This window comes from Agrobacterium bohemicum (assembly GCF_002896715.1).
Taxonomy (GTDB): Bacteria; Pseudomonadota; Alphaproteobacteria; order Rhizobiales; family Rhizobiaceae; genus Agrobacterium; species Agrobacterium bohemicum.
The window spans coordinates 40,568-66,583 of the sequence record NZ_PGEL01000022.1 but is presented as its reverse complement, the minus strand read 5'-3'; the positions used below and the strand labels follow the sequence as shown (position 1 = coordinate 66,583).

The 26,016-nt window shown below is 58.2% G+C and carries 26 protein-coding genes; 17 read left to right on the top strand and 9 right to left on the bottom strand.

From position 1 onward, the window contains the following. Position 1 precedes the first annotated feature (1 nt). The 5 genes from copM to relB all read right to left on the bottom strand — a co-directional run bounded on the left by copM (position 2) and on the right by relB (position 2,072). On the bottom strand, positions 2 to 373 hold the full coding sequence (gene copM / locus CUC55_RS07965; protein WP_103087490.1) for a CopM family metallochaperone: 372 nt from the start codon (positions 371 to 373) through the stop codon (positions 2 to 4). Positions 374 to 429: 56 nt separating this feature from the next. Beyond that, positions 430 to 795 (bottom strand): hypothetical protein, encoded by a 366-nt coding sequence (locus CUC55_RS07960; protein WP_103087489.1) that lies wholly within the window; start codon positions 793 to 795, stop codon positions 430 to 432. Positions 796 to 836: 41 nt separating this feature from the next. Further along, positions 837 to 1,601: a hypothetical protein gene (locus CUC55_RS07955; RefSeq protein WP_067648490.1), complete on the bottom strand. Its 765-nt coding sequence runs from the start codon at positions 1,599 to 1,601 to the stop codon at positions 837 to 839. Further along, positions 1,598 to 1,861 (bottom strand): type II toxin-antitoxin system RelE family toxin, encoded by a 264-nt coding sequence (locus tag CUC55_RS07950; protein ID WP_067648487.1) that lies wholly within the window; start codon positions 1,859 to 1,861, stop codon positions 1,598 to 1,600. The genes CUC55_RS07955 and CUC55_RS07950 overlap by 4 nt, the downstream gene beginning before the upstream one ends. Further along, positions 1,845 to 2,072, bottom strand: a complete 228-nt coding sequence (relB, locus tag CUC55_RS07945) for a type II toxin-antitoxin system RelB family antitoxin (protein ID WP_103087488.1) — start codon at positions 2,070 to 2,072, stop codon at positions 1,845 to 1,847. Before relB ends, CUC55_RS07950 begins: the two co-directional genes overlap by 17 nt. A 155-nt stretch (positions 2,073 to 2,227) precedes the next feature. Between relB and CUC55_RS07940 the strand changes: the two genes are divergently transcribed. The 4 genes from CUC55_RS07940 (at position 2,228) to CUC55_RS07920 (ending at position 6,375) form a co-directional block, all read left to right on the top strand. Then, entirely contained in the window at positions 2,228 to 3,889 is a 1,662-nt protein-coding gene (locus CUC55_RS07940; RefSeq protein WP_067648481.1) for a histidine--tRNA ligase, read from the top strand. A 201-nt stretch (positions 3,890 to 4,090) separates the two neighbouring features. Continuing rightward, positions 4,091 to 5,212, top strand: a complete 1,122-nt coding sequence (locus CUC55_RS07930; protein ID WP_067648478.1) for an ATP phosphoribosyltransferase regulatory subunit — start codon at positions 4,091 to 4,093, stop codon at positions 5,210 to 5,212. Continuing rightward, on the top strand, positions 5,209 to 5,904 hold the full coding sequence (gene hisG / locus CUC55_RS07925) for an ATP phosphoribosyltransferase (protein WP_067648475.1): 696 nt from the start codon (positions 5,209 to 5,211) through the stop codon (positions 5,902 to 5,904). Before CUC55_RS07930 ends, hisG begins: the two co-directional genes overlap by 4 nt. A 57-nt stretch (positions 5,905 to 5,961) precedes the next feature. Next, entirely contained in the window at positions 5,962 to 6,375 is a 414-nt protein-coding gene (locus CUC55_RS07920) for a GFA family protein (protein ID WP_067649039.1), read from the top strand. Positions 6,376 to 6,427: 52 nt separating this feature from the next. On the opposite strand, the gene CUC55_RS07915 is transcribed toward CUC55_RS07920, so the two are convergent. From CUC55_RS07915 to groES, 3 genes are all read right to left on the bottom strand, one after another. Then, positions 6,428 to 6,874: a DoxX family protein gene (locus CUC55_RS07915; protein WP_067648472.1), complete on the bottom strand. Its 447-nt coding sequence runs from the start codon at positions 6,872 to 6,874 to the stop codon at positions 6,428 to 6,430. Between the two features lie 203 nt (positions 6,875 to 7,077). Beyond that, positions 7,078 to 8,712 (bottom strand): chaperonin GroEL, encoded by a 1,635-nt coding sequence (gene groL / locus CUC55_RS07910; protein ID WP_103087487.1) that lies wholly within the window; start codon positions 8,710 to 8,712, stop codon positions 7,078 to 7,080. A 64-nt stretch (positions 8,713 to 8,776) separates the two neighbouring features. Further along, complete coding sequence (groES, locus tag CUC55_RS07905) at positions 8,777 to 9,073, bottom strand: co-chaperone GroES (RefSeq protein ID WP_045229730.1); 297 nt, start codon at positions 9,071 to 9,073, stop codon at positions 8,777 to 8,779. Between the two features lie 172 nt (positions 9,074 to 9,245). Here groES and chrA point away from each other — a divergent pair, with 172 nt between their 5' ends. The 5 genes from chrA (at position 9,246) to CUC55_RS07880 (ending at position 16,493) form a co-directional block, all read left to right on the top strand. Further along, entirely contained in the window at positions 9,246 to 10,574 is a 1,329-nt protein-coding gene (gene chrA, locus CUC55_RS07900) for a chromate efflux transporter (RefSeq protein WP_103087486.1), read from the top strand. 89 nt (positions 10,575 to 10,663) lie between these two features. Then, positions 10,664 to 11,512 (top strand): TIGR01459 family HAD-type hydrolase, encoded by an 849-nt coding sequence (locus CUC55_RS07895; RefSeq protein ID WP_103087485.1) that lies wholly within the window; start codon positions 10,664 to 10,666, stop codon positions 11,510 to 11,512. A gap of 28 nt (positions 11,513 to 11,540) precedes the next feature. Then, positions 11,541 to 12,521: a bifunctional riboflavin kinase/FAD synthetase gene (locus tag CUC55_RS07890; protein WP_067648457.1), complete on the top strand. Its 981-nt coding sequence runs from the start codon at positions 11,541 to 11,543 to the stop codon at positions 12,519 to 12,521. Between the two features lie 252 nt (positions 12,522 to 12,773). Next, complete coding sequence (gene ileS / locus CUC55_RS07885; protein ID WP_103087614.1) at positions 12,774 to 15,740, top strand: isoleucine--tRNA ligase; 2,967 nt, start codon at positions 12,774 to 12,776, stop codon at positions 15,738 to 15,740. A 126-nt stretch (positions 15,741 to 15,866) separates the two neighbouring features. Next, a complete protein-coding gene (locus tag CUC55_RS07880) occupies positions 15,867 to 16,493 on the top strand; it encodes a hypothetical protein (RefSeq protein ID WP_245303969.1) in 627 nt (208 codons plus the stop codon). Positions 16,494 to 16,675: 182 nt separating this feature from the next. Here CUC55_RS07880 and CUC55_RS07875 read toward each other — a convergent pair whose 3' ends face one another. Further along, the gene (locus CUC55_RS07875) at positions 16,676 to 17,131 is read right to left on the bottom strand and encodes a nucleoside deaminase (RefSeq protein ID WP_067648456.1); all 456 of its coding nucleotides are present in this window, start codon (positions 17,129 to 17,131) and stop codon (positions 16,676 to 16,678) included. Positions 17,132 to 17,203: 72 nt separating this feature from the next. Here CUC55_RS07875 and CUC55_RS07870 point away from each other — a divergent pair, with 72 nt between their 5' ends. From CUC55_RS07870 to CUC55_RS07835, 8 genes are all read left to right on the top strand, one after another. Beyond that, positions 17,204 to 19,255, top strand: coding sequence for a pseudouridine synthase (locus tag CUC55_RS07870; RefSeq protein ID WP_103087484.1), 2,052 nt, complete (start codon positions 17,204 to 17,206; stop codon positions 19,253 to 19,255). After that, the gene (gene rsmD, locus CUC55_RS07865) at positions 19,236 to 19,793 is read left to right on the top strand and encodes a 16S rRNA (guanine(966)-N(2))-methyltransferase RsmD (protein ID WP_103087483.1); all 558 of its coding nucleotides are present in this window, start codon (positions 19,236 to 19,238) and stop codon (positions 19,791 to 19,793) included. Before CUC55_RS07870 ends, rsmD begins: the two co-directional genes overlap by 20 nt. A gap of 177 nt (positions 19,794 to 19,970) precedes the next feature. Then, a complete protein-coding gene (locus CUC55_RS07860; RefSeq protein ID WP_067649029.1) occupies positions 19,971 to 20,831 on the top strand; it encodes a patatin-like phospholipase family protein in 861 nt (286 codons plus the stop codon). Positions 20,832 to 20,921: 90 nt separating this feature from the next. Beyond that, positions 20,922 to 22,268 carry a TldD/PmbA family protein gene (locus CUC55_RS07855; protein ID WP_103087482.1) on the top strand — a complete coding sequence of 449 codons (1,347 nt, stop codon included), beginning with the start codon at positions 20,922 to 20,924 and terminating at the stop codon, positions 22,266 to 22,268. Between the two features lie 81 nt (positions 22,269 to 22,349). Continuing rightward, positions 22,350 to 23,153 carry a 3'(2'),5'-bisphosphate nucleotidase CysQ gene (locus CUC55_RS07850; protein ID WP_103087613.1) on the top strand — a complete coding sequence of 268 codons (804 nt, stop codon included), beginning with the start codon at positions 22,350 to 22,352 and terminating at the stop codon, positions 23,151 to 23,153. 177 nt (positions 23,154 to 23,330) lie between these two features. Then, a complete protein-coding gene (locus CUC55_RS07845) occupies positions 23,331 to 23,567 on the top strand; it encodes a DUF4170 domain-containing protein (RefSeq protein ID WP_103087481.1) in 237 nt (78 codons plus the stop codon). A 304-nt stretch (positions 23,568 to 23,871) separates the two neighbouring features. Further along, entirely contained in the window at positions 23,872 to 25,188 is a 1,317-nt protein-coding gene (waaA, locus tag CUC55_RS07840; RefSeq protein WP_067648431.1) for a lipid IV(A) 3-deoxy-D-manno-octulosonic acid transferase, read from the top strand. A gap of 2 nt (positions 25,189 to 25,190) precedes the next feature. After that, positions 25,191 to 25,931: an HAD family hydrolase gene (locus tag CUC55_RS07835; protein WP_103087612.1), complete on the top strand. Its 741-nt coding sequence runs from the start codon at positions 25,191 to 25,193 to the stop codon at positions 25,929 to 25,931. Positions 25,932 to 26,016: the final 85 nt, after the last annotated feature.

Genomic DNA, 26,016 nt, shown 5'->3' with positions numbered 1-26,016 from the left:
GTTATTGACCCTTGGACGCCAGCCACGCTTTCATGGTGGCAATTTCGGTTTCCTGGGCTTTGATCACCTCTTCGGCCAGCTTGCGGATTTCAGGGTCCTTGCCATACTGCAACTGTACCCTTGCCATATCGATGGCACCTTGATGATGCGGGATCATTCCCCGCACGAAATCCACATCGGCATCGCCGGTATAGTTTTCAGACATATCGCCATGCATTTTCTTGCTGGCCTCTCGATAGGCCTTGGTGGAGGCGCTTTCGCTTGCCTCGCTCTTGGTCACATGGCCCGTGTGAGCGCCGTGGTCTTGCGCATGTGCTGATGTCAGAAATGCACTGAAGAGAGCCATGGTGATGGAAATGGTTTNCATAGACATGGATTATCCTTCCTCTGTCTTGCAGAATTTTGATGGATTGTCGCAAAACTCGCCTTTCAGGCGCGGGGAGGTGGCACGGGTGGTGCCAGACCATTGCTCAGAAAAGCCTGTTGCAGGTCAGGGATGGGATAAGGGTCAAGAGCGCGCCCTTTTTCCGCGAAGTTCAGCTCGGGGATCAGTACGAGACAGGCTGCACAATGGGGCGCGTGGATCATGGTGCCCCGGTGCGGGCAGGGATCGGCGCTTTCAGTGCTTTCAGACCCGGCCACGGGTATGCTGTGATCGCCATGATCAGCTTCGTTTCCGGCTGAGACATGGATTTGTGCTGTCACGGGCACGGACATCGCCAGCCCTGCCTGCAAGGGCATCGCGCTTTGCAGAATACAGGCCATAAACATCAATGTGCGGATGATGAAGCGCATGTCGCGGAGCTTAGCCCCTTAAACCGGACAGGAAAATGGCTTTATGTCAGTTCGCTGGCCACAACTTTGTGAATGATCTGGTAATCGCGGCTCTCCTCGCCAAATGGCGCCACCGGCCAGTCCCAACCTCGGGCGATTTTGGGAACCGCCACGCCATGCAGCAAATCTTCCTGCTGGCGTATGCTGCCGTTTCTGTCGATAACCTCAAACGACCTGTCGGTGATAAGGCATGCCTTGCAGGGAAGGCCCGATAACCCATCCAGATGCGCGTGGACGAGGCGCGGCAGCGTATCATCAGGCATTCCATTGTCAGGTTGTTTTTCCAGCCGGTTGCGAACGCCGGTGCCGATCTGCGACAGAAGATTGGCCGAGATGACGAGGTCTAGATACGGGACCAGCCGCAGGAATGCCAAGGGTTCCGGCTGTCGTCCCGCCTCCAGATCGGCATAGCCTGAGAGGTCTCGATGGTTCAGAACGACCGTTCTGCTGTGGCGCGCGTAAAGCCTGGCGCGGATGCTGGCCAGATGCACCAGATCAACCAGAACCACGGTATCGAATGCCCCGGCCAACTGTTGAAGCGGCACGTCCCGCAACAAGCCAGAGCCCAACACGACGGCGGTGCGTCTCTGCTTTAGCTTGTTGACGGTGGAGAGGATGAAGCGTTTGCTTTTCTCCTCATGTTCCGCCCACGCTTTTTTACAGCGGTTCGCCCGCGCCCAGAGATTGATGGAATAGCGCACATGGGGCCGAAATTCCGGCGGCGTCTTCGCATAGGTCGCGGCGTAATTGATGGCTTCGAGGATCATGGTTCAGCGATGGACTTCTCGGGCAGGTGGCCGATTTCGATGACGAGTATAGACTGCTTTTGATCTTGGATGTCGCAAATGAGCCGCAAGCCGCGTTCCCGATATCGCCAGTAGGTGCCGAGATTTGTGCCGATTTTGCGCGGGTCGTCTAACACCGCCACCTGCTCATGTAAAAACGAGCGGATGTGATGGCGAAGACTTGGATCGATGTCTCCGACTTTNGTCTGGAAATCCGAGTGGTACTCAATTTTCCAGGTCACGCCACATCGCCTCTGCGCTTACCATCTTCGATTCACCACGCTGAATTCGGCGCGTCGCCTCTTCTGCCAGATACAAATCCTCCATATCCTCAATGTGCTTTNCGATCGCCTCGCGGATATAATAGGCGGATGTTCGGCCCGTGCGCTCGGATAGCGCTTTCAGGCGGTCGAATGTTTCGTCAGGCAGGCGGATGGCGGTTTGTTTGCTCATGGCTGTGTTGTCCCCGTAGGCGATTGGGATGCGTGTATCCCAGATAGCACAGCTTCCGTTGCTGCGCTAGCAAAACCAGCGCCTGCGGCCTTGCCGCACAGGGCTTCATCCTCTAATACGGCGGCTTGAATTTCAAGAATACCGGATCGGCAATCATGAGCGAAAAACAGAAGAAGCCTCAGAAACTGAAAGCCCGCCTGCCGCGCGGCTTCACGGACCGTTCGGCTGCCGATATCCATGCCACCAATGAAATGATCGAGAAAATCCGTGGCGTTTACGAACTCTACGGTTTCGACCCCATTGAAACGCCGCTGTTCGAATATACCGATGCACTCGGCAAGTTCCTGCCCGATAGCGACCGCCCCAATGAAGGCGTGTTTTCGCTGACCGATGACGACGACCAGTGGATGAGCCTGCGCTACGACCTCACCGCACCGCTCGCCCGCCATGTCGCTGAAAACTTCAACGAGATACAGCTACCATACCGCACCTATCGCGCCGGCTATGTCTTCCGCAACGAAAAGCCCGGCCCCGGCCGCTTCCGCCAGTTCATGCAGTTCGATGCCGATACCATTGGAGCGTTCGGCGTTCAGGCCGATGCTGAAATGTGCATGATGATGGCGGATACGCTGGAAGCTCTGGGCATCAAGCGCGGCGATTACGTGATCCGCGTGAACAACCGAGCATTATTGGATTCTGTTCTAGCCGCTAGAGGCGTGAACGAGTCGCAGAAGGTCAACGTTCTCAGAAGCTTGGATAAGTTTGATAAGTTCGGTTGGGATGGTGTTTTTCAGCTGCTTACTTCCGGCCGTAAAGATGAAAGCGGTGATTTCACAAAAGGCGCCGGACTATCGAGCGATCAAGCTAAAGCATTATACAGGCTCTTCGCAAATCCTGTCGTTGATAGTCGAGATGACGAACCACTTAGAATTACAATCGGCCAAGAGACAGTTAGTTGGCCGAAATCACGGAGAGAATTCTTCTCCGATTTCCGTCGGGACGGAAAGCCCATATTAGATGATGAACAGGTCCAGTCAGGCGCGTTCGATTGGCTGATGCCCATTATGATGCTTTTATCTGATCCTATTGACGGCACTGACGTCGATTTTAGCCCCCTAATTGCGTTGTTCGATATTAGTGGACTTGTTAGCTCCGCTGGCTACGGCAATGATCGAATCAAGATTGATCTGTCCTGCGTCCGAGGCCTCGAATACTACACCGGCCCCGTCTACGAAGCTGAACTCACCTTCGACGTTACCAACGAAAAGGGCGAAAAGGTCGTCTTCGGTTCTGTCGGCGGCGGTGGTCGTTATGATGGTCTGGTGTCGCGCTTCATGGGTCAGCCAGTTCCGGCAACTGGCTTCTCCATCGGCGTTTCGCGCCTGATGACGGCGCTGAAGAATCTCGGCAAGCTTGGCCAGACAAAGCCGCTCGCGCCCGTCCTCGTCACCGTCATGGATGGTGATGTGGAGAGCATGGGGCGTTATCAGCGCTTCACGCAGGCGCTGCGCAATGAAGGCATTCGTGCTGAAATGTACCAGGGCAACTGGAAGAAATTCGGCAACCAACTGAAATATGCCGACCGCATGGACGCGCCGCTGGCGATCATTCAGGGCAGCGACGAGCGTGCCGCCGGGATTGTGCAGATCAAGGATTTGATCGAAGGCAAGCGTCTGTCCGGCGAAATCGAGGACAACGCCGCATGGCGCGAGGCCCGCGTGGCGCAGGAAACGGTGCCGGAAGCGGAACTGGTTGCCAAGGTGAAAGAGATTCTGGCGGCTCAGGCCGAGGATCGGCTGCGGGCGCAAGGCAATTAAGCCGATGAGCCTAGCCCGCCCCCCTCTGCCCTGCCGGGCATCTCCCCCACAGGTGGGGAGATTGAATCGCGGTAACCTCTCGCCCATCGGTAACGCTGCGGGAAGAGCGGGGGCTAAGCGTCTTGCCGATCTCCCTCCTTGTGGGGGAGATGCCCGGCAGGGCAGAGGGGGNTATGTCACTCGCCGTACAGGAGCCATCTCATGCCCATGATAGACATGCCGGATTTTGCCGGTGAGCTTCTGGATGAATTCCGTGCGCGCCGCACCAGCCGCGTCAACACACCGGTCATCCAGCCCGCAGAACCGTTTCTGGATATGGCTGGGGAAGACCTGCGTCGCCGGATTTTCCTGACGGAGAGCGAAACGGGAGCAAGCCTGTGCCTGCGCCCTGAATTCACCATTCCGGTCTGCCTGCGTCACATCGAAACCGCAACAGGCACACCGAAACGTTATTCCTATCTGGGTGAAGTGTTCCGCCAGCGTCGCGAAGGTGCAAACGAGTTCTATCAGGCTGGGATCGAGGATTTGGGCGATACGGATATCGCNGCCGCCGATGCTCGCGCCGTTAGCGATGCTATCGGAATTCTGACCCGCCTTCTTCCGGGACGCAAGTTAACTGTGACGCTGGGCGATCAGCAGGTGTTCGAAGCCGTTGTGGCAGCCCTCGGTCTGCCGCTCGGCTGGCAGAAGCGGCTGGTGCAGGCGTTTGGCGATATCGCGCAACTGGAAGCGCTGCTGCAAAGCCTCGTCAGCCCCAAGCCGATGACAGGACTTGACGCGCGCGTTGCGGGCCTGCTGGCCACGGGTGAGGAAAAGGTGCTGGTCGACTATATCGACAGTGTCATGGAAGACACCGGCTATTCCACCAATGCCAGCCGCTCCCCGCAAGAAATCGCCCGCCGTCTGCGCGAAAAGCTGGCGCTGGCCGCCACGCGCCTGCCGGATGAAAGTTTCGAGCTGCTAAAGCAGTTTCTGAGCCTCCAGGCACCGCTGTCGCAGGCATCGCAGACGCTTGCCGAGTTTGCCGACAAGGCCAAGCTGAAATTGCAGGCCGCATTGTCTGCCTTCGACGCCCGCGTTGCAGCGCTTGCCAATGGTGGTGTCGATCTGGATACGATCACCTATGGCGCAGCCTTCGGGCGTCCGCTGGATTACTACACCGGTCTGGTGTTCGAAGTGAGCGTGCAAGGTGAGGGGGCAGTGCTGGCAGGTGGCGGTCGGTTCGACCGGCTGATGACGTTGCTCGGCGCAAAAGACAAAATCCCGGCGGTCGGTTTTTCACTCTGGCTGGATCGTATCGAAGCCGTGAGGGCCAAACCATGACCATCACCATTGCCTTGCCCTCCAAGGGTCGCATGAAGGAAGACGCCTCCGCCATTCTGGAGCGCGCAGGGCTGAAGGTCGTTGCCATCGGCAATGACCGCTCCTATCGCGGCCGTATCGAAGGGCGCGACGATATCGAGATCGCCTATCTCTCGGCCTCCGAAATCGCCCGCGAGATCGGCAACGGCACCGTGGATTTCGGCGTCACCGGCGAAGACCTCGTGCGTGAAGATTTGAGTGATGTGGATAAGCGCGTCGAGTTCTGCGCCCGCCTCGGTTTTGGCCATGCCGATGTCGTCGTGGCCGTGCCTGAGATATGGCTGGATGTGGACAGCATGGCCGATCTGGGCGATGTCGCCGCCGAATTTCGCGCCCGCCACGGACGCCGCCTTGCCATCGCCACGAAATACTGGCGGCTGACGCAACAGTTCTTCTCCCGCCAGCACGGTATCCAGCTTTACCGCATTGTCGAAAGCCTTGGCGCGACAGAAGGTGCACCGGCGGCAGGGCAGGCGGATATCATCGTTGATATCACCTCCACAGGCTCGACGCTCAAGGCAAACCACCTGAAAATCCTGACCGATGGCATCATTCTGCGCTCGGAAGCCTGCTTCGTGCGGGCGCGAAAGCCAGAACATGAGGGTGACGCGGTAGTACAAGACATCATCGCGCGCGTTCAATCCGCCGTCTAATCCTTGGTTTATTCAGGGGCTGCTTTATGATGGTCTCCTTGGAGAAGGAGTGTCATGATGCATATTACAGGCCAGTGCCAGTGCGGCCATATCCAGTTTGAGGCAGAAGCCGATCCCAATCGCGTTGGCATTTGCCATTGTACGGATTGCCAGCGGCTGACCGGCTCGCCCTTTCGGGTCACGCTGCTGGTCAAACGCTCCGACCTTAAAATCGGGAATCATCAGCCGAAGGTCTATCGGAAAACCGGCGATAACGGCCGCCCGCGCAACCAGCATTTTTGCCCGGAGTGCGGTTCGCCTCTGTTCACCAGCGGCGAGGGTGATGAGGCAAAGGAATGGGGCATTCGCTGGGGCAGCATCAATGAGCGCAACGCGCTGGTCCCCAAGGCGCAGATATGGACCCGTTCCGCCGTGGATTGGTTAGCCGATATCGAGCATCTACCGGGTTACGAAAAAGACTACACGGGATGAAAAAAGGCCGCCGGAGCAATCCAGCGGCCTTTTTTACGAATTGAAGATCAGTTTATGCGCGAGCGAGGCTGAGGCCACGGCGGGCGTCGAGCGAGTAAGCGCCTGCGCCGAAAGTTGCGAGCAGGATGTAAGCACCGGCAAGCGTGATGTTCTTCATCAGCATGATGCCGTTCAGCGTGTTGATCCAGCCGAGAGCCGCATCCGGCCAGCCTGGAACAACAACCGTGCCGCTGTGGAAAACGAGACCGGTGAAGACGCAGAAGACGGCAAGCGCCCAAGCGGCAACCTTGGTCTGGAAGCCAACGAGGATGGCAAGACCGGCGACCAGCTCAAACGCGCCTGCAAGATAGGCCAGAGCTGTCGCCGCGGGCAAACCAGCGCCGGTGATCATACCGGCAGTGCCCGCAGGATCGGTCAGTTTGCCGAAGCCCGAGAGAATGAAGATGAAGGAAAGAAGGATGCGTGCAATGAGCACGAGTGCGTTCTGGCTGCTGGACATGGAAGTCTCCAAAGATGGTGCCGGATGGCATGAATGTATGCCCGACATATGCGCCAAATTGCCGCCTCGGAATAGATGAACAAGTAGAGACTAATTGTTCACTATTTGAAGACAGTGAGCGTTTTCATCATTGCTTGTAAAGCCACAACAAAAAAAGGCGGCCCGTGAGGACCGCCTTTCCGTATTTCAGAAGATAGGACTTCTTAGAAGTCCATACCGCCCATTCCGCCGCCAGGCATCTGTGGCATTGCCGATTCCTTCTTAGGAAGTTCAGCAATCATGGCTTCTGTCGTGATCAGCAGGGAAGCAACCGAAGCTGCGTTCTGCAAAGCTGTACGAACAACCTTGACCGGGTCAACGATACCCATGGTGATCATGTCGCCATATTCAGAAGTCTGGGCGTTGTAGCCGTAGTTCTCTTCGTTCTTGTCGAGAATCTTGCCAACAACGATGGAAGCTTCGTCACCAGCGTTTTCAGCAATCTGGCGAACCAGCGACTGAAGAGCGCGGCGAACGATGTTGATGCCAGCTTCCTGGTCGTCGTTTGCACCCTTTACGGTGATCTTCGTGGAAGAGCGCAGAAGAGCAGTACCGCCGCCAGCGACGATGCCTTCCTGAACAGCAGCGCGCGTCGCATTGAGAGCGTCGTCGATGCGGTCCTTCTTTNCCTTCACTTCGATTTCCGTGGAGCCGCCAACGCGGATAACGGCAACACCGCCAGCGAGCTTGGCAAGACGTTCCTGCAGCTTTTCGCGGTCGTAATCGGAAGATGTTTCTTCGATCTGGGCCTTGATCTGCGCAACGCGGCCTTCGATGTCGGACTTCTGGCCCGAACCGTCAACGATCGTTGTGTTTNCTTTGGTGATCGAAACTTTCTTCGCCTTGCCGAGCATGTCGAGCGTGACGTTTTCAAGCTTGATGCCGATATCTTCGGAGATAACGGTACCGCCGGTCAGGATCGCGATGTCTTCGAGCATTGCCTTGCGGCGATCGCCGAAGCCAGGAGCCTTGACGGCAGCAATCTTCAGGCCGCCACGCAGCTTGTTGACGACGAGCGTTGCAAGAGCTTCGCCTTCGACGTCTTCAGCGATGATGACGAGTGGCTTGCCGGTCTGAACGACAGCTTCGAGAACAGGCAGCATGGCCTGAAGGTTCGAAAGCTTCTTCTCGTGGAGAAGAATATAAGCGTCTTCCAGGTCAGCAACCATCTTTNCAGGGTTGGTGACGAAGTAAGGCGACAGGTAACCGCGGTCGAACTGCATGCCTTCAACGACTTCAAGTTCGGTTTCGGCGGTCTTGGCTTCTTCAACCGTGATGACGCCTTCGTTGCCAACCTTCTGCATGGCTTCAGCAATGTCGAGACCGACCTGCTTGTCGCCGTTTGCAGAGATCGTACCAACCTGTGCAACTTCTTCCGATGTGGAGATCTTCTTGGCCTTGGCCTGAAGGTCCTTCACAACTTCGGTCACTGCGAGGTCGATACCGCGCTTAAGGTCCATCGGGTTCATGCCGGCTGCAACAGCCTTGTTGCCTTCGCGAACGATGGCCTGTGCAAGAACGGTCGCAGTCGTGGTGCCGTCACCGGCGATGTCGTTGGTCTTCGAAGCAACTTCGCGGACCATCTGTGCGCCCATGTTTTCGAACTTGTCTTCAAGTTCGATTTCCTTGGCGACAGAAACGCCGTCCTTGGTGATGCGAGGTGCGCCGAAGGACTTGTCGATGATGACGTTACGGCCCTTAGGACCAAGCGTTACCTTCACTGCGTCTGCGAGAATATCGACGCCACGGAGCATCTTTTCGCGCGCTGTGCGGCCGAATTTAATTTCTTTAGCTGCCATTGTAGCAAACTCCCGGGCTCATTGCCCATTGGTTGTCATGGAAAAGTGAGAAGAACCGGCCAGATCAGCCGATAACGCCCATGATGTCGGATTCCTTCATGATCAGAAGGTCTTCGCCGTCGAGCTTGACTTCGGTGCCGGACCACTTGCCGAACAGAACGCGGTCGCCAGCCTTGACGTCCAAAGGAACGAGCTTGCCGCTATCATCGCGAGCGCCAGTGCCAACAGCGACGATTTCGCCTTCCTGTGGCTTTTCCTTGGCGGTATCAGGAATGATGATGCCGCCCTTTGTCTTTGCTTCAGACTCGACGCGACGTACAACGACGCGGTCATGCAGCGGACGGAATGTTGTGCTTGTCATTAGTCTAATCCCTCGATCAAATGACCTGAACGAACCTCACAAAAAGGTCCGAGTGATGATTGTTAGCACTCCCTGTTGTGGAGTGCCAGCGAGACGGAGATAAGCAGGCTATGGGACTGAGTCAAGGACGGACTGTCGGAAAAATTTCATGTAAAATGGTTACTACCACCGCATGACAGAATTTTTACACAACGATATTTCCCCGCCACCCCCTTCCTTTTGGGAGATGACCGCCGTGTTCGGTCGCATCGGCCTGCTGAGTTTCGGCGGCCCTGCCGGACAGATCGGCCTGATGCACCGTGTGCTGGTGGACGAGAAGGGCTGGCTGACCGAAGAACGGTTCCTCCATGCCCTGAATTACTGCATGCTTTTGCCGGGACCGGAGGCCCAGCAATTGGCAACCTATTCCGGCTGGTTGCTGCATGGCAGGCGGGGTGGCATCGTCGCCGGTACGCTGTTCATTCTGCCGGGATTCCTGGTCATCGTCGCGCTGGCGTCAGCCTATGCGCTTTATCAGGATACGCACTGGTTGCCGGCACTTCTGTCCGGCTTGAAAGCGGGTGTTCTGGCCATTGTCCTGGAGGCATTGCTGCGGGTTGCCAAAAGGGCATTGACCAACCGGTCGCTGGTCGTCATCGCGGCTGCGGCCTTTATCGCCTTGTTTTTCTTCGGCATCCCCTTTCCGCTCGTTATTCTCGCGGCCGGGATTATCGGCTTTGCCAAGGGCAGGGGAAGTGCGCTTTCGCCACTGGAAAANGGTGGGGAGATGACAGCAACGCCATCATGGAAACGGCTGGTTCTAGGCCTCCTGTTCGGTGTCGTGATCTGGCAATTGCCGCTGCTGCTGCTGTGGGTGATGACAGGACCCGGCACGCTCGTCGATCTGCAGATATTTTTTNCCAAAATGGCTGTGGTGACGTTCGGCGGTGCCTATGCGGTGTTGGCCTATGTTGCGCAGGTGGCGGTGGATACGCATGGCTGGATGATGCCGGGCGAGATGCTTGATGGCTTGGCGCTGGCAGAAGCGACACCGGGTCCGCTGGTGCTGGTGCTGTCTTACATCGGGTTTCTTGCCGCCTTCCGCCATCCCGGATTGTTCGACCCGATGACATCGGGCATTTTGGGTGCCAGCGTTGCGGCATGGGCAACCTTCGTGCCGAGCTTCATATTTATTTTCGCAGGCGCGCCCTATATGGAGAAACTGCGCCACAACCGCCTTTTGTCGGCAGCGCTTGCGGCCATTACTGCGGCGGTTGTCGGGGTCATTCTCAACCTGTCCGTCTGGTTCGGCCTTCACGTGCTCTTTGCCGAAGTCGAACGAATTCCGCTTCTGCCCGCGGTCAATCTCCATGTGTCGTGGCCAGCCTGGCAGACGCTTGATCTGTTTTCGCTTTGCCTGTTCATCGTCTCGGCCACCACGCTTTNCCGGCTGAAACTGGGCATGCTGCCGGTTTTGGGATTGTGTATCACGGCGGGTTTCGTGAGGCTCTGGCTGACATAACCGGGCCGGAGTCCTGCTTTTTCGCTTGCCATCGCCATCCCGCTTTGCGATGTCACAGCGTGAATTCACGGAACGCTTGGAATTATTAAATGGCCCATCGCATTGCCACGCTTGGCGACATCACCGCTCAGTTCGACGTTATTCTGTCTGATGTGTGGGGGNTGTTGCACAATGGTGTGTCTGTTTTTCCGGACGCCGCTATTGCACTGGAAGCGGCGCGCAAGGCGGGCAAGACTGTGGTGCTCATCACCAATTCACCGCGCCCGGCACCCGGCGTCATTACGCAATTGCGGGCTTTCGGCATTTCCGATAGCGCCTATGACCGTATCGTCACATCTGGCGATGTAACGCGCGGTCTGATCGCCGTTGGGCCGAAGAAAATCTTTCTCCTCGGCCCCGAGCGCGATCTGCCGTTGCTGGAAGGTCTGGATGTCGAGGTCGCCGCAGAAGCAGAAGCGACGGCCGTTGTCTGCACCGGCTTTTTCGATGACGAAACCGAAACGCCGGAAGACTACACGGATATGCTCAAGGGCTTCATTGCTCGTTCCGTGCCGATGATCTGCGCCAACCCGGATCTGGTGGTTGAGCGCGGTGAGCGCATCATTCCCTGCGCCGGTGCCATGGCCGCCTATTATGAGCAGCTTGGTGGTGAAGTGCGCATCGCCGGCAAACCGCATGCACCGATCTACGAGGCCTGCATGGCTGCGGCCAAAGAGGTGCGCGGCGAATTTGCAAAAGACCGCGTGCTGGCCATCGGCGATGGCATGCCGACGGATGTGAAGGGTGCCATCAATGCGGGCCTCCAGCTTCTGTATATCAGCGGCGGCATTCACGCGGCGGAATATACGCTGAACGGTGAAACCGACGAGTCGCTGATGAATGCCTATCTGAAAGGCCAGAACGCAGCCCCCGGCTGGTGGATGCCGCGTCTTGCCTAATTGTGTGGCATCGGAATAGAGTCTGCCCATGACCGTGTTTCATCGCAATGAAAAGAAGGAGCAGCTGCCCGAAAACCTGAAGGGCGGCGTCATCGCCATTGGCAATTTCGATGGCGTGCATCGCGGCCACCGCGCGGTGCTGGACCATGCGCTGGAGCTTGCCGCATCCCGCAATGCTCCCGCCCTGGTGCTGACATTCGAGCCGCATCCGCGCACAGTCTTTCGCCCCGAAACGCCGGTTTTCCGCCTCACCCCTGCGTCCGTCAAGGCGCGAGTTCTGGAAGCGGAAGGGTTCAACTCCGTCATCGAATATCCTTTCGACCGGGATTTCTCGCAGCGCTCTGCGGAAGATTTCGTCAAATCCATTCTGGTCGACTGGCTGGGTGCAAGTGCCGTCGTCACCGGCGTCGATTTCCACTTCGGCAAGGCACGCGAAGGTGGCCCGGCCTATCTGATGGCGGCAGGCAAACGGCACGGCTTCGATGTCATGCTGATCGATTCCTTCCGCGATGAGGGTGCCGAAATCGTCTCCTCCAGCCGCATCCGGGAATTGCTGGCGCAGGGCGATGTCGCCGGTGCCGCCGGTCTGCTGGGGTATCGTTACACCGTCGAAGCGGAAGTGATCGGCGGGCAGAAACTCGGCCGCACGCTGGGTTACCCCACCGCCAACATGGCGCTACCGCCGGAAACGGAACTGAAACCCGGCATCTACGCCGTGCGGTTCCGCCGCGCAGACGGATCGCTCCATGATGGCGTTGCCAGCTTCGGCTATCGCCCGACGGTGACAGAGGATGGCGCAGCCCTTCTCGAAACCTTCCTCTTTGATTTTTCCGGCGATCTCTATGGCGAGATTTGCTCTGTGTCTTTCTTCGGCCATCTGCGCGACGAGCTGAAATTCGACGGGCTGGAAGCTCTGGTCGCCCAGATCAAGCGAGACGAGGAAGAGGCGAGGGCTCTGCTCTTGGGGGTAACGCCGCTCGGAGAACTGGATGCACGTATCGCATTTTAAGCGCGTGGACGCTTGTGTGGCATCTATTCCCTTTTCAAACGCTGAAAAANCACATAAACAGACGGCCATGCACCAATTTCGGTCGACGTTCATATCCCGAATTATTGGCCCGGCCTTTCGCGCGCAGTAAGCAGCCGAAAGGTCCGGGATTTCGGCGCTTGCCTTGAGCGCCTTCCGCTTTAGCCCTCTTGCACTCAAGACGGCGTGACCCTGAGATTGTTCTCATTCGGGGCGCCGCATAACGGTATGATCATGAACGACACCGCACAAACACCAGACTATTCCAAGACGCTTTACCTGCCGCAGACGGATTTNCCGATGCGCGCCGGTCTGCCGCAAAAAGAGCCTGAAACCGTTGCCCGCTGGCAGCAGATGGGCCTTTACAAGAAGCTGCGTGCGTCCGCCGCTGGCCGCGAAAAATTCGTGCTGCATGATGGCCCCCCNTATGCCAATGGCAATATCCACATCGGCCATGCGCTGAACAAGATCCTTAAAGACGTCATCACCCGTTCGTTCCAGATGCGCGGTTTCGACGCCAATTACGTTCCCGGCTGGGATTGCCACGGCCTTCCCATCGAGTGGAAGATCGAGGAAGCCTACCGCGCCAAGGGCAAGAACAAGGACGAGGTCCCGATCAACGAATTCCGTCAGGAATGCCGCGAATTCGCCGCAGGTTGGATCGAGAAGCAATCGGCTGAGTTCAAGCGTCTGGGCATCGAAGGCGATTTCGAAAACCCCTACACGACCATGAACTTCCACGCGGAAGCGCGTATCGCTGGCGAGTTGCTGAAGATCGCCAAGAGCGGCCAGCTTTATCGCGGCTCCAAGCCGGTCATGTGGTCGGTTGTCGAGCGCACTGCTCTGGCTGAGGCCGAGGTAGAGTATGCGGATGTCGAGAGCGACATGATCTGGGTGAAGTTCCCGGTGGTGGTCGTGGAAGGCGCGGCGAAGGCAGAATGGTTGTCCGATACGAACGCAAAAATGCCTTTTGTCAACGCTTTAAATGACCTTGAACGTGCCTCCGTCGTCATCTGGACAACAACCCCGTGGACCATCCCCGGCAACCGCGCCATCTCCTTCTCCTCGCGCTTCCCTTACGGTTTGTTCGAAGTGGAAACGGCTGAGAACGACTTCGGCCCGCAGCCGGGTGAAAAGCTGATCTTCGCAACAAAGCTGGCTGACGAAGCCGCCAAGAAGGCGAAGCTGACCTTCAAGTTCGTTCGCCCCGTTACGCCGGAAGAACTCGGCGCGATCACTTGCGCCCATCCTTTGGCTCACCTCGGCTACGATTTCGCGGTTCCGCTTCTCGATGGCGATCACGTCACCGATGATGCCGGTACGGGCTTCGTGCACACCGCACCAAGCCATGGTCGTGAAGACTTTGACGCATGGACGTCCAAGGCTCGTGAGATCGAAGCGCGTGGCATCTCGTCCAAGATCCCGTTCCCGGTTGGCGACGATGGTTTCTACACCGAAGACGCCCCCGGTTTTGGCCCATCTGCCGAAGGTGGCGCTGCGCGTGTGATGGACGACAACGGCAAGAAGGGTGACGCAAACGAGCGTGTCATCAAGGCGCTGATTGCGGCCAACAACCTGTTTGCCCGTGGCCGTCTTAAGCACAGCTATCCGCATAGCTGGCGCTCCAAGAAGCCGGTCATCTTCCGCAATACGCCGCAATGGTTTGTCTATATGGACAAGGAATTGGGCGATGGCACCACGCTGCGCTCGCGCTCGCTTTCCGCCATCGATGACACCCGTTTCGTGCCAGCCGCTGGTCAAAACCGCCTGCGCGCCATGATCGAGAACCGCCCGGATTGGGTGCTGTCGCGCCAGCGCGCATGGGGCGTACCGATCGCGGTATTCGCTGATGAGCATGGCGAAGTTTTGCTGGACGAGGCCGTTAACGCCCGCATTCTGGAGGCCTTCGAGGCCGAAGGTGCGGATGCTTGGTTTGCGGATGGTGCCAAGGAACGCTTCCTCGGCAACGACCACGATCACGCCAAGTGGCATCAGGTGCGCGATATCCTCGACGTCTGGTTCGACTCGGGCTGCACGCACACCTTCACGCTGGAAGATCGCTCGGACCTGAAATGGCCTGCCGACGTCTATCTGGAAGGCTCCGACCAGCATCGCGGCTGGTTCCATTCGTCGCTGCTGGAAAGCTGCGCGACGCGCGGTCGTGCGCCTTACAACGCGGTCGTCACCCATGGTTNCACCATGGATGAGCAGGGCCGCAAGCAGTCCAAGTCGCTCGGCAATGTCGTGGCACCGCAGGATGTGATGAAGGAATCCGGCGCCGATATCCTGCGTCTCTGGNTCATGACCACGGATTATTGGGAAGACCAGCGTCTGGGCAAGGCCATCATCCAGACCAACATCGACGCCTACCGCAAGCTGCGCAACACCATCCGCTGGATGCTGGGCACGCTGGCGCATGACAAGGGCGAAGACATCGCTTACGCTGATTTGCCCGAGCTGGAACAGCTGGTGCTGCACCGCCTGTCCGAGCTGGATCAGGTCGTGCGTGATGGTTACGACGCCTTCGACTTCAAGAAGATCACCCGTGCGCTGATCGATTTCGCCAATGTCGAGCTGTCGGCCTTCTACTTCGATATCCGTAAGGATGCGCTCTATTGCGATGCCCCGTCGTCGCTGAAGCGCCGTGCATCTCTATCGGTCATCGCCAAGCTGTTCGATTGCCTCGTCACATGGCTGGCACCGATGCTGCCCTTCACCACGGAAGAGGCATGGCTTTCGCGTTACTCGGATGCGGAATCCGTGCATCTCGTGCAGTTCCCGGGTGTGCCTGCGGAATGGAAGAACGAGGCCTTGGAAGCCAAGTGGGACAAGATACGCAAGGTGCGCACCGTCGTCACCGGCGCTCTGGAAGTCGAGCGTCGCGAAAAGCGCATCGGTTCTTCGCTGGAAGCAGCGCCTGTCGTGCATGTTGCCGATCCGGAACTGCTGGCAGCGCTCGAGGGTCAGGATTTCGCTGAAATCTGCATCACCTCGGCTATCTCGGTCGTCTCGGGTGAAGGCCCGGCAGATGCCTTCCGTTTGGGCGAGGTCCAGAAGGTGTCGGTCGAGCAGAAGCTGGCCGAGGGACGCAAATGCGCGCGTTCCTGGCGGATCACCGCCGATGTTGGTTCGGACGCTGCGTTTCCCGACGTCTCGGCGCGTGATGCCGCAGCACTGCGGGAACTGGGCGTTGCCGTCTAAGAAAAGTGCCGGGTGAATTGCACTTTGAGCGTTCATCCGGTAAACCTGCCTGAAAATGGCCGGATTTTAGCACCAATGCGGGCTGACGGTCGTCTGGACGGCTTGGGCGGAAGGGTTTCCATGAGCATGACGCAGAGTTTTCGCATGTACGGCACGATTGCGGGCACAGTCACTGTTTGCCTTGCGCTTGGCGCATGCACCAGCCCGACTTACGGCACGGGAAAGACGTCTGCCGAACAGTTGGTAGACGACCTTGGCAACGCGACGTCGATCACGGGCGACCAGAGCAAGCGTAACCTGAAATACAATCCGCGCCCCGGCCTTGTCGTGCCTGCCAAAGTGCGCGCCGATCAGTTGACCCAGCCGCAGCAGAGTCTCGCCAACCGCGAAACCAACCCGCAATGGCCGGAAACACCGGAAGAAGCGCGTGAGCGTCTGCGCGAGGAGGCCGACGCCAACCGGGACAACCCGAACTATCGTTCGCCACTTCTGGCCGGTAACGGCACCAACGGTCAGATGACCGAAACCCAGAAGTGGGAAGCCTTCCGCAAGGCCAAGGCTGATGCGAAGGGCGGATCGATCGTCAACAACAACCAGCGTAAATTCCTCACCGACCCGCCGGTCGAATATCGCAGTGTCTCACAGGACCAACTGACGGACCTCGGCGAGCCGGAAGCGAAGAAGGAAAAAGAGCGCAAGAAGAATGCAGCCATGGCTGGCACCGGCAAGAACTGGTGGAACCCGTTCCAGTAAGGGTTAGTTGTTGGCAGCGGCGAATTTATCGCCGGGCGGGAGTGCTTCTTGGAAGCCCATGCTCCAACCTCCGTTATCCTCGGGCTTGACCCGAGGATCTAACGAACCCCGACATCCAACATGGTATATCCTCGGATCAAGCCCGAGGATGACGTCGCATCTGGGGTCAGCGACACACAGTGTCACTCCCCACGCTTCCCCTGAAAAAANCCGCGTAAAATCTCGGCGCTCTCCATCTCCGCCATTCCTGAATAAACCTCCGGCGCATGGTGGCAGGTTGGCTGATTGAAAAATCTCACACCGCTTTCCACTGCGCCGCCCTTAGGGTCGTTCGCGCCATAATATAGGCGGCGGATGCGGGCGAAGGATATGGCGGCGGCGCACATGGTACAGGGTTCCAGCGTGACGTAGAGGTCCGCGCCTGTCAGCCTTTCCTGCCCCAGTTCCTCGCAGGCCATGCGAATGACGGCGATTTCGGCATGGGCGGTTACATCGTTCAATTCGCGGGTTCGGTTGCCGGAACGGGCGATGACGCGGCCATCCAGCACCAGCACTGCACCGATGGGTACCTCGTCACGGAAGCTCGCCGCTTGCGCTTCGGCAAGCGCCAGGTCCATGAAATGCGTCGTTTCCGCCATTGTTCGTGCAATTTCCTCTTAACCAGTGCCGCGTGACCTGATAGGACACGCCAAACAACAGGCAAACAACAAATGACATTCAAAGACAAGCCGAAGCGCGCTGGGGCCAAGACATTCGACCGGGATAGCAAGCCGAAGTCCTCCGGCAAGCCGGATTCGGTGCGCGAGAAAAAGCCGTTCGTGGCAAAAACGGAGAGTGCTGTCGCGGAAACCGCAGCGGCAAAACCCGAGCGCATTTCCAAGATCATCGCCCGAGCAGGCGTGGCCTCGCGCCGCGACGTCGAGCGGATGATCATGGAAGGTCGCGTTTCGCTGAATGGCGTGAAGCTGGACAGCCCGGTCGTGAACGCCACCCTGGATGACAAGATCGAGGTCGATGGCGAAGCAATCCGTGGTGCAGAGCGCACGCGCCTGTGGCTCTACCACAAGCCTTCAGGTCTGGTGACGACCAACTCCGATCCGGAGGGACGTGCTACCGTATTCGACAACCTGCCGAAGGAGCTTCCCCGCGTCCTCTCCATCGGGCGTCTGGATATCAACACCGAAGGCCTGCTGCTGCTGACCAATGACGGCGGCCTCTCGCGTGTTCTCGAACTGCCGACAACTGGCTGGCTGCGTCGCTACCGCGTTCGCGCCCATGGTGAGGTTGATCAGGCCGCACTCGACAAGCTGAAAGAGGGCATTGCCGTCGATGGCGTACTCTACGGCGCAATCGATGCGACGCTGGACCGCACGCAAGGCCGCAACGTCTGGATCACCATGGGTCTTCGCGAAGGCAAGAACCGAGAGATCAAGAACGTGCTCGGCGCGCTCGGCCTTGAGGTTAACCGCCTTATCCGTATTTCTTACGGTCCTTTCCAGCTAGGCGATCTGCCGGAAAGCCAGGTCGTGGAAGTGCGTGGTCGCATGTTGCGTGACCAGTTGGGTCCACGCCTTATCGAAGCGGCTGGCGCCAATTTCGATGCACCGATCTATGACGCGGTTGTTGACGAAGACGAAGCTCCGGCTCCGCGTCCCGTCAAGTCCGAATGGTCCAAGCGTGGAGATGCGGAACAAAATCCACGCACGCCACGATTTGATGACAAGCGCGACGCGCCTCGCGAACGCGCTCCCGGCCGGCCTGACGCAAAACGAGGTGCCAAGCCTTTCGCCAAGGGTCGTGATGAAGGTCAGGAAGATCGTGGTCCCAAGCGTCCACCGATGGGCAGCAACCGCACCGCCAATGTTTGGATGGCGCCGGGCGCGAGGCCAACCCGCGACGGCAAGGAACGCAAGTCTTACCGGGACGAAGCTGAAACCGTTTTCAAACCGTCAGCAGAAGCCGATGCCCGCCGCGCGATCGTCAGACACAAGGATGTCGATGGCGAATGGATCCGCGCCGACAAGCCCGCGCAGGATGAAAGCCGTGGACGCGGCAAGGGCGGCGACCGTGGTGACCGCGGCGGCAAATCCTTTGGTGATCGTCCAGCGCGTGGTGGCGAGCGCAGCGACCGTCCATTCGGTGACCGCAAGCCGCGTGAAGGTGGCGACCGTGCAGAACGTCCCCGTGGCGAACGATCGTTCGGGGATCGCCCGGACCGTGGTGGCAAACCCTTTGGTGATCGTCCAGCCCGTGGCGGCGAACGCAGTGATCGCCCTTACGGTGATCGCAAGCCGCGTGAAGGTGGCGATCGCGCAGAGCGTCCTCGTGGTGAACGGTCCTTCGGAGATCGTCCGGACCGGGGTGCCAAACCCTTTGGTGACCGCCCCGCGCGTCCAGAAAGATCATTTGGCGACCGCCCGGCTCGCAGCGGTGAACGCAGCGAACGCCCCTACGGCGACCGCAAGCCAAGGCAGGACGGAGATCGTCCTCGCGCTGAGCGTCCTTTCGGTGACAAGCCCCGTGGCGCAAANCCGTTTGGCGATAAGCCTCGCGAAGGCAGACCTTCCGGCGGCAAGCCGGGTGGCTTTGCTGGCAAGCCAGCGTTCGGCAAGCCGCGCGGCGAGCGCTCCGAGGGCGGCTTTTCGGGCAAGGGACCGGGCGGTGGTAAAGGCCCGGATCGCAATGGACCCGGGGGCAAAGGCCCAGGTGGTAAACCTTCTGGAGGCAAGGGAATGACGCGTAATGCGGATCGTAGGCGGTGAGTTTCGCGGCCGGTCACTGGCCGCTCCGAAATCGAATGCAATCAGGCCGACTATCGATCGTACGCGTGAAAGCCTCTTCAATATCTTGAGCCATGCCTATCCGGAAAGTCTGGATGGGACGCGGATTCTCGATGTGTTTGCCGGAACCGGCGCGGTGGGGCTCGAAGCTCTGTCACGCGGTTGTCGGGTTGCACTCTTCGTCGAAAACGGCGTCGAGGGCAGGGGCCTCTTGTGGGAAANCATCGATGCTCTCGGCCTGCACGGTCGCGCGCGCATTCTGCGCCGCGATGCCACCAAGCTCGGCAGCGTCAATAATATCGAACCCTTCGATATGTTGTTNGCAGACCCACCCTATGCACAAGGGCAGGGCGAAAAGGCCTTTGTAGCGGCGCATCTCGGCGGCTGGCTTGTGCCGGGGGCTCTGGCCATTCTTGAAGAGCGGGCCGATGTTCTCGTTACCGTCGATCCGGCGTTCAAGCTGATGGAAAGCCGCACGTTCGGCGATTCCATCATGCATTTTNACCGTTACGAACCTTGATATGTCTTTACAGGTCGTGATGCACGACGTTGCACTCGTGCGTCACTCTCCTGTCGTCTTTGTGTCATAGAGCGGGAAGCGAAATGACTTGAAGGAGAGGCCGCGCCCGTGGCTGAAAAGAAAAAGAAACTCTCTAGCAAAAAGCGCAAACGCGAAGAAGCTGCCAGAGAAGCCCGCGTGAGAGAAGTGCGCGATCCGACATTTGCGCTGGCCCTGGGTGGCGGTGGCGCACGCGGCATCTGCCATATCAATATCGTTGAAGCGCTGGATGAGCTCGGTATTCGTCCGACAGCCATTGCGGGTTCTTCCATCGGCTCCATCATCGGTGCCGGCATGGCCGCAGGCATGAGCGGCCGCGACATCAGAGAATACACACTGGAACTGATGGGCAAAAAGGGCAGCGTCGCCAACAAGCTCTGGAGCCTCGGGCCCGCTTCCATGCGCCACGCCGTCTTCGGCTTTCGCCTGGGGCAATTCAATCTGGAGCTCGTTCTCGATGCTCTCCTGCCATCGGCCATGCCAAAGACTTTCGAAGGGCTGAAAATCCCTCTGAAGGTAACAGCCACGGATTATTACGCGCAGTCGGAGGTCATCGTTGAAAGCGGAGATTTGCGTCAGGCGCTGGCAGCCTCTTCCGCCATTCCCGCCCTTTTCATGCCCATTCGCATGAACGACCGCATCATGATCGATGGCGGCATTTTCAATCCGGTCCCCTATGATCATCTGCTGGATAAGGCGGATATCGTGATCGCGGTAGACGTGGTCGGCGGGCCGGAAGGTGATGGCACGACTATGCCAAGCCGTTTTGAGAGCCTGTTTGGCGCCAGTCAGTTGATGATGCAGTCCGTCATCTCGTTGAAATTGCGTATGCACCCGCCGCATATTTTCCTGCGGCCGCCGGTCAACCGTTTCAAAGTGCTGGATTTCCGCAAGGCACACGAGGTGCTGGCCGAATCCCAGGTCAGCAAAGACGATCTGAAGCGCCAGATCGAGATGCAGGTAGAGCTTTATCATCGCGGCCACGGCGTGGACGCGTAAGCATTTCGCTCAATTACCGGTGAAATGCCGCTTTGGCCTTGATGCGGCAGGTGCGCCGCAATAAATGAAGGTCAACGAAAGGCCTAGCCCATGTCCTCAGATATCGATTCCTCCAAGCTTCTCGAGCGCGCCAGCGAACTGGTCGATCTGGCCCGCCGCGCTGGTGCCGATGAGGCCGACGCCGTCATCGTGCGCTCGCGCTCGCAATCCGTCGGCGTTCGGCTTGGCAAGGTGGAAAGCACGGAATCTTCCGAAAGCGATGATTTTTCGCTGCGCGTCTTCGTCGGCAAGCGCGTCGCTAGCGTCTCGGCCAATCCCGGTTTCGACCTGAAGACACTGGCGGAACGTGCGGTGGCTATGGCCAAGGTGTCGCCGGAAGACCCCTATGCCTGCCTTGCGGATAGCAATCGGTTGGCAAATTCATACGATGATCTGGAATTGTTTGACCCGACAGAGGTTTCTTCGGACCAGTTGCGCGAGGCCGCGCTTGCGGCAGAAGAAGCGGCACTGGCTGTAAGGGGTGTCAGCAATTCATCCGGCGCTGGTGCATCCAGCGGCATGGGCGGTCTGGTTCTGGTCACATCGCACGGCTTTTCCGGGAGCTATATGGGCAGCCGCTTCGGCCGCTCCGTCAGCGTCATCGCCGGTGAAGGCACCAAGATGGAGCGCGACTACGATTATGATAGCCGCCTTTATTTCGCCGATCTCGACAAACCTGAAGACATCGGACGCNGCGCGGNTGAGAGAGCAGTCAAACGCATCAACCCCCGGCAGGTCGATACTGGCAGCAATGTGACCGTGGTGTTCGATCCACGCATCGCCCGCGGCTTCGTCGGCGGCATTGCAGGTGCCATCAACGGTGCATCCGTTGCACGCAAGACCAGCTTCCTGCGCGACAAGATGGGCCAGCAGGTGTTGAAAAANGGCCTTGTTATCACCGACGATCCGCAGATCGTACGCGGCGCGTCATCTCGTCCTTTTGATGGTGAAGGCGTGCGCGGTGAAANGCTTGTCATGATCGAGGACGGTGTTTTGAAGCACTGGTTCCTTTCCACCTCCACGGCGCGTGAAATCCGCCTGGAAACCAACGGTCGCGGCGTGCGCGGTGGCACCTCCGTATCTCCGTCTTCCACCAATCTGTCGCTGGAGCCGGGCGATATCTCGCCGGAAGATCTGATCGCCCAGATCGGTGCTGGTTTTNACGTGACCGAACTCATCGGCCATGGTGCCAATCTGTTGACGGGCGAATATAGCTGTGGGGCAAGCGGTTTCTGGATCGAGAATGGCGAAAAGGCCTTCCCTGTTTCCGAGGTCACGATTGCGTCCAACCTCAAGGATATGTTTATGCGGATCACACCTGCAAACGACATCGACCGCAAATATGGTGTCGCCGCACCGACGCTTGCCATCGAAGGCATGACGATAGCGGGACGCTGATAGCGCCATTCATCGGTTGCCTTCGGGGCGAGGGACGGTGCATGTTGATGCACTGGAAACCGCGTAGTGAACGACGATAATATGACAAATGTTACGGGAGCCGATTGGGGCTCCGATCTCGACCTCATTCTGGATGCCGCTCGCGAGGCTGGTCGCGTCGCCATGCAGTTTTTCCGCAAAGACCCGGAGGTCTGGTGGAAGAAGGGCCATTCGCCGGTCAGCGCTGCCGACTACGCCGCCAACGAAGCGCTGGAGACCATCCTTCGCAAGGCGCGACCTAGCTACGGATGGCTCTCGGAGGAAACCGACGATGATGCGGACCGGCTATCAACCGAGACGCTGTTCGTCGTTGATCCGATTGACGGAACCCGGGCCTTTATCGGAGGCAAGGACACATGGTGCGTCAGCGTTGCCGTCGTCCATCGTGGCAGGCCGGTTGCCGGCGCTCTCGTCGCTCCCGCCTTTAATGAGGAATTTGCCGCCGTTGTCTCCGGGCCGGCAACGAAGAATGGTAAGATACTCTCTGTCTCGGATGCAAACAACGGTGAGATCAAGCTTGCGGCACCAGAAGATGTGATCGCACAGCTTCCTGCACATTTGAAATCTCGGGTCCACCGCATTCCGCATGTGCCGTCGCTTGCCTATCGGCTCGCCATGGTTTCGGATGGCCGTATTGATGGCACCTTGGTCAAAGCCCATTCTCATGACTGGGACCTGGCGGCAGCTGACCTGATTTTGGAGCGCGCCGGTGGTCAGCTTCTGGACCTTGACGGAACTCCGCTGACCTATAATCGTCACGATGTCAGCCACCCCGAATTGTGCGCTGCAGCAAATCATTNGCTGCCGGACCTGCTGGAGCGGTTGAAGTCACCAGCCAGAGGTTGATTTTCACGGGAAANTCCCGCAGATGGAGGCCTCACAGAATGGGACTGCGAAAGACGATCCGGGTTTGTCGCGTTAGGTCCCGATCCAGGTTTGACGAAGGTCAGGGAGTTGGTGGCTCAACAAGAGCTGCATGCGTCTGGTCTCAGGGCTTTGAACGATGAGAAGGAAGAGAACACTATGACCGTAGCGGGCAACGAAAAACAGCTTCTGCACCTTGTATTCGGCGGCGAACTGGAAANTCTTCAGGATGTACAGTTCCGCGATTTGAAGGCGCTCGACATCGTCGGCATCTTTCCAGACTATGCAACGGCATTGACGGCATGGAAGTCTAAGGCACAACAGACTGTGGATAACGCACATATGCGTTATTTNATAGTGCATATGCACCGCTTGCTTGATCCACAGAACAAATAATCGCTGGTTTCCTACTTCATTTGTACTATCCTCGATGCATATGAGGTTGTGTGATTCTGCGGGGACGCGCACAACTCGTCTGGCCACACCATCAATTTTTCGTTGGCCTTTCTGCTTGAGACAAAAANGACGCATTTTAATAAGAAGTAGGCTTCACGCCATCGAGCCAGGGAATGTGGCGCTGTCCTTGGACTATTGATGCTCAAACGAACGACAGGACGAAGCTGCAATTCATTGAGAACGCAGCGTTCTTGTATCGATCACAGGGGAACACATTGCGCGCACTGATCAAAGGCAGCATGTCATGAATAGCCGGATCGCACGTTTCGCTCTTTCAGGTTACAGAATTGCCGGCGTTGCCGCATATCCTTTTGCCCGACCCTACCTCATGTATCGCGCCACCAAAGGCAAGGAAGACAAGCGGCGCCGCATGGAACGCTTCGGCCATGCCAGCGCGGATCGCCCGCGTGGTCCTTTGGTCTGGTTCCATGCGGCAAGTGTTGGTGAAACGCTCGCTCTCGTTCCGCTTATCCGCGAAATTCGCAAACGCGACATTCACGTTCTCCTGACGACGGGGACGGTGACATCGGCAGAACTGAGCCGCACGCGTTTGGGTGATGACGTCATTCACCAATATGTGCCGCTCGACATCAAGATTTCCATCAACCGTTTCCTGAGTTACTGGGCGCCGGATGCGGCGATTACTGCTGAGTCCGAGATTTGGCCTGTCACGATGATGGAACTCGAGCGTAGGCATATCCCGCAGATACGTGTCAATGCGCGCCTGTCCGATCGTTCCTTTGGTCGCTGGCAACGCCACTCCGAATTTGCCGAAGCGCTGTTCAGCAAGCTGGCTCTGGTGGTGGCGCAGTCCGATGTCGATGCGGAGCGCTTCCGTGATCTCGGTTCATGGCCAGTCGTCGTGTCGGGTAATCTCAAGGGTGACACCGACCCGCCGCCCTGTGATGCAGCTCTGCTGGATACCTATCGTCGCCAGATCGGCAATCGCAAGACTTGGGCCGCAATCTCGACATTCGATGGTGAAGAGAAGGCGGCGGGAACCGTTCACAACGCCATCAAGTCGCGCGACGGGCAACTGACGTTGATCGTGCCGCGCCACCCGGAACGGGCTGATGATATCGAGGCCATGCTCAAGGGCATGAACCTGACCGTTGCGCGCAGAAGCCGCAACGATGTCATCACACCGCAAACGGATATCTTCCTTGGCGACAGCATTGGTGAGATGGGGCTGTATCTGCGGCTGACGGAACTGGCTTTCGTCGGGAGATCGCTGACGGCGGAAGGCGGTCAGAACCCGCTGGAACCGGCGATGTTGGGCTGCGCCGTTCTGTCGGGCGCACATGTTCAAAACTTCCGCGAAGCCTATCAAAAGCTGCTGCGGTCCGGCGGCGGGCGTATTATCCGCGACGTGGAAATGCTGGCCAAGGCGGTGCATTACCTGCTGGTCAACGATAACGAGCGATACAAGATGATCGATGCCGGCGGCAAGGTGATCCAGGACATGCGCGGCGCACTGTCTTCCACGGTGAAGGCGCTGGAACCCTACATCAACCCGTTGACGGTAACGGCGAAGCTGCAGCCACGCAGTGCGGTTGGTTGATCGTGGATACCAAGTCCGCTGCAAGATCGGCTGCTGAAATTTCAGCAATTCTGTTCGACAAGGACGGGACATTGATCGGCTATGATGCGAGCTGGGGTCCGGTCAACCGTGAGCTTGCGGCGATTGCTGCAAAGGGTGATCCCGAACTGGCGGACCGACTTTTGCTTGCCTGCGGGATGGACCCCGTTACCGGTCACGTCAAACCCGACAGCCTGCTTGCCGCCGGAAATACGGTACAGATTGCCGAAGGATTGTTGGCTGCGGGTTCTTCCTGCGACCTTGCGGACCTGACGCAACGTCTAGACCGATTGTTCACAGATGCGGCTGGAAATTCAGTTGCTGTAACCGATCTCAAAGCCTTCTTCGCCCGGCTCAAGAGCCGGGGCTACAAGCTCGGCATCGCGTCGAGCGACAACGAGGCCTCTATTCGCGAAACAGCAAAACGCTTTGGTTTTGAACAGAATCTCGATTTCGTGGCAGGCTATGATAGCGGTCATGGCACCAAGCCGCAGCCGGGCATGGTGCTGGGTTTTNGCGCAGCCACAGGTCTGCCGCCGCATCGTGTGGCCGTGGTGGGCGATAACAATCACGATCTGCACATGGCCGCCAATGCTGGTGCCGGTTTGCGGGTTGCCGTGTTGACGGGGACCGGCTCGAAAGAGAGCCTTGCCGCAGATTCGGATTACTGTTTNGACGATATCACCGGTCTCGAAGACCTGTTGCCACTGAAGGCAGGCGGTTAACGCGCCAATTCAGTCTATGCGACGCTGTCTTTTGCAGAATCCTTACCTTTCTGCGAGATAGCTGCTGATACCACATTGGCAAAGC

Coding starts and splice junctions, on each gene's coding strand:
- CUC55_RS07955 (WP_067648490.1), bottom strand. CDS start 1,601: ATGATCCTCGAAGCCATCAATTACGCCGCGACCTATGCGAAGACGCCG.
- groES (WP_045229730.1), bottom strand. CDS start 9,073: ATGACAAGCACAACATTCCGTCCGCTGCATGACCGCGTCGTTGTACGT.
- hisG (WP_067648475.1), top strand. CDS start 5,209: ATGACCATCACCATTGCCTTGCCCTCCAAGGGTCGCATGAAGGAAGAC.
- CUC55_RS07940 (WP_067648481.1), top strand. CDS start 2,228: ATGAGCGAAAAACAGAAGAAGCCTCAGAAACTGAAAGCCCGCCTGCCG.
- CUC55_RS07880 (WP_245303969.1), top strand. CDS start 15,867: ATGACGCAGAGTTTTCGCATGTACGGCACGATTGCGGGCACAGTCACT.
- CUC55_RS07920 (WP_067649039.1), top strand. CDS start 5,962: ATGCATATTACAGGCCAGTGCCAGTGCGGCCATATCCAGTTTGAGGCA.
- CUC55_RS07915 (WP_067648472.1), bottom strand. CDS start 6,874: ATGTCCAGCAGCCAGAACGCACTCGTGCTCATTGCACGCATCCTTCTT.
- CUC55_RS07960 (WP_103087489.1), bottom strand. CDS start 795: ATGCGCTTCATCATCCGCACATTGATGTTTATGGCCTGTATTCTGCAA.
- waaA (WP_067648431.1), top strand. CDS start 23,872: ATGAATAGCCGGATCGCACGTTTCGCTCTTTCAGGTTACAGAATTGCC.
- CUC55_RS07890 (WP_067648457.1), top strand. CDS start 11,541: ATGACCGTGTTTCATCGCAATGAAAAGAAGGAGCAGCTGCCCGAAAAC.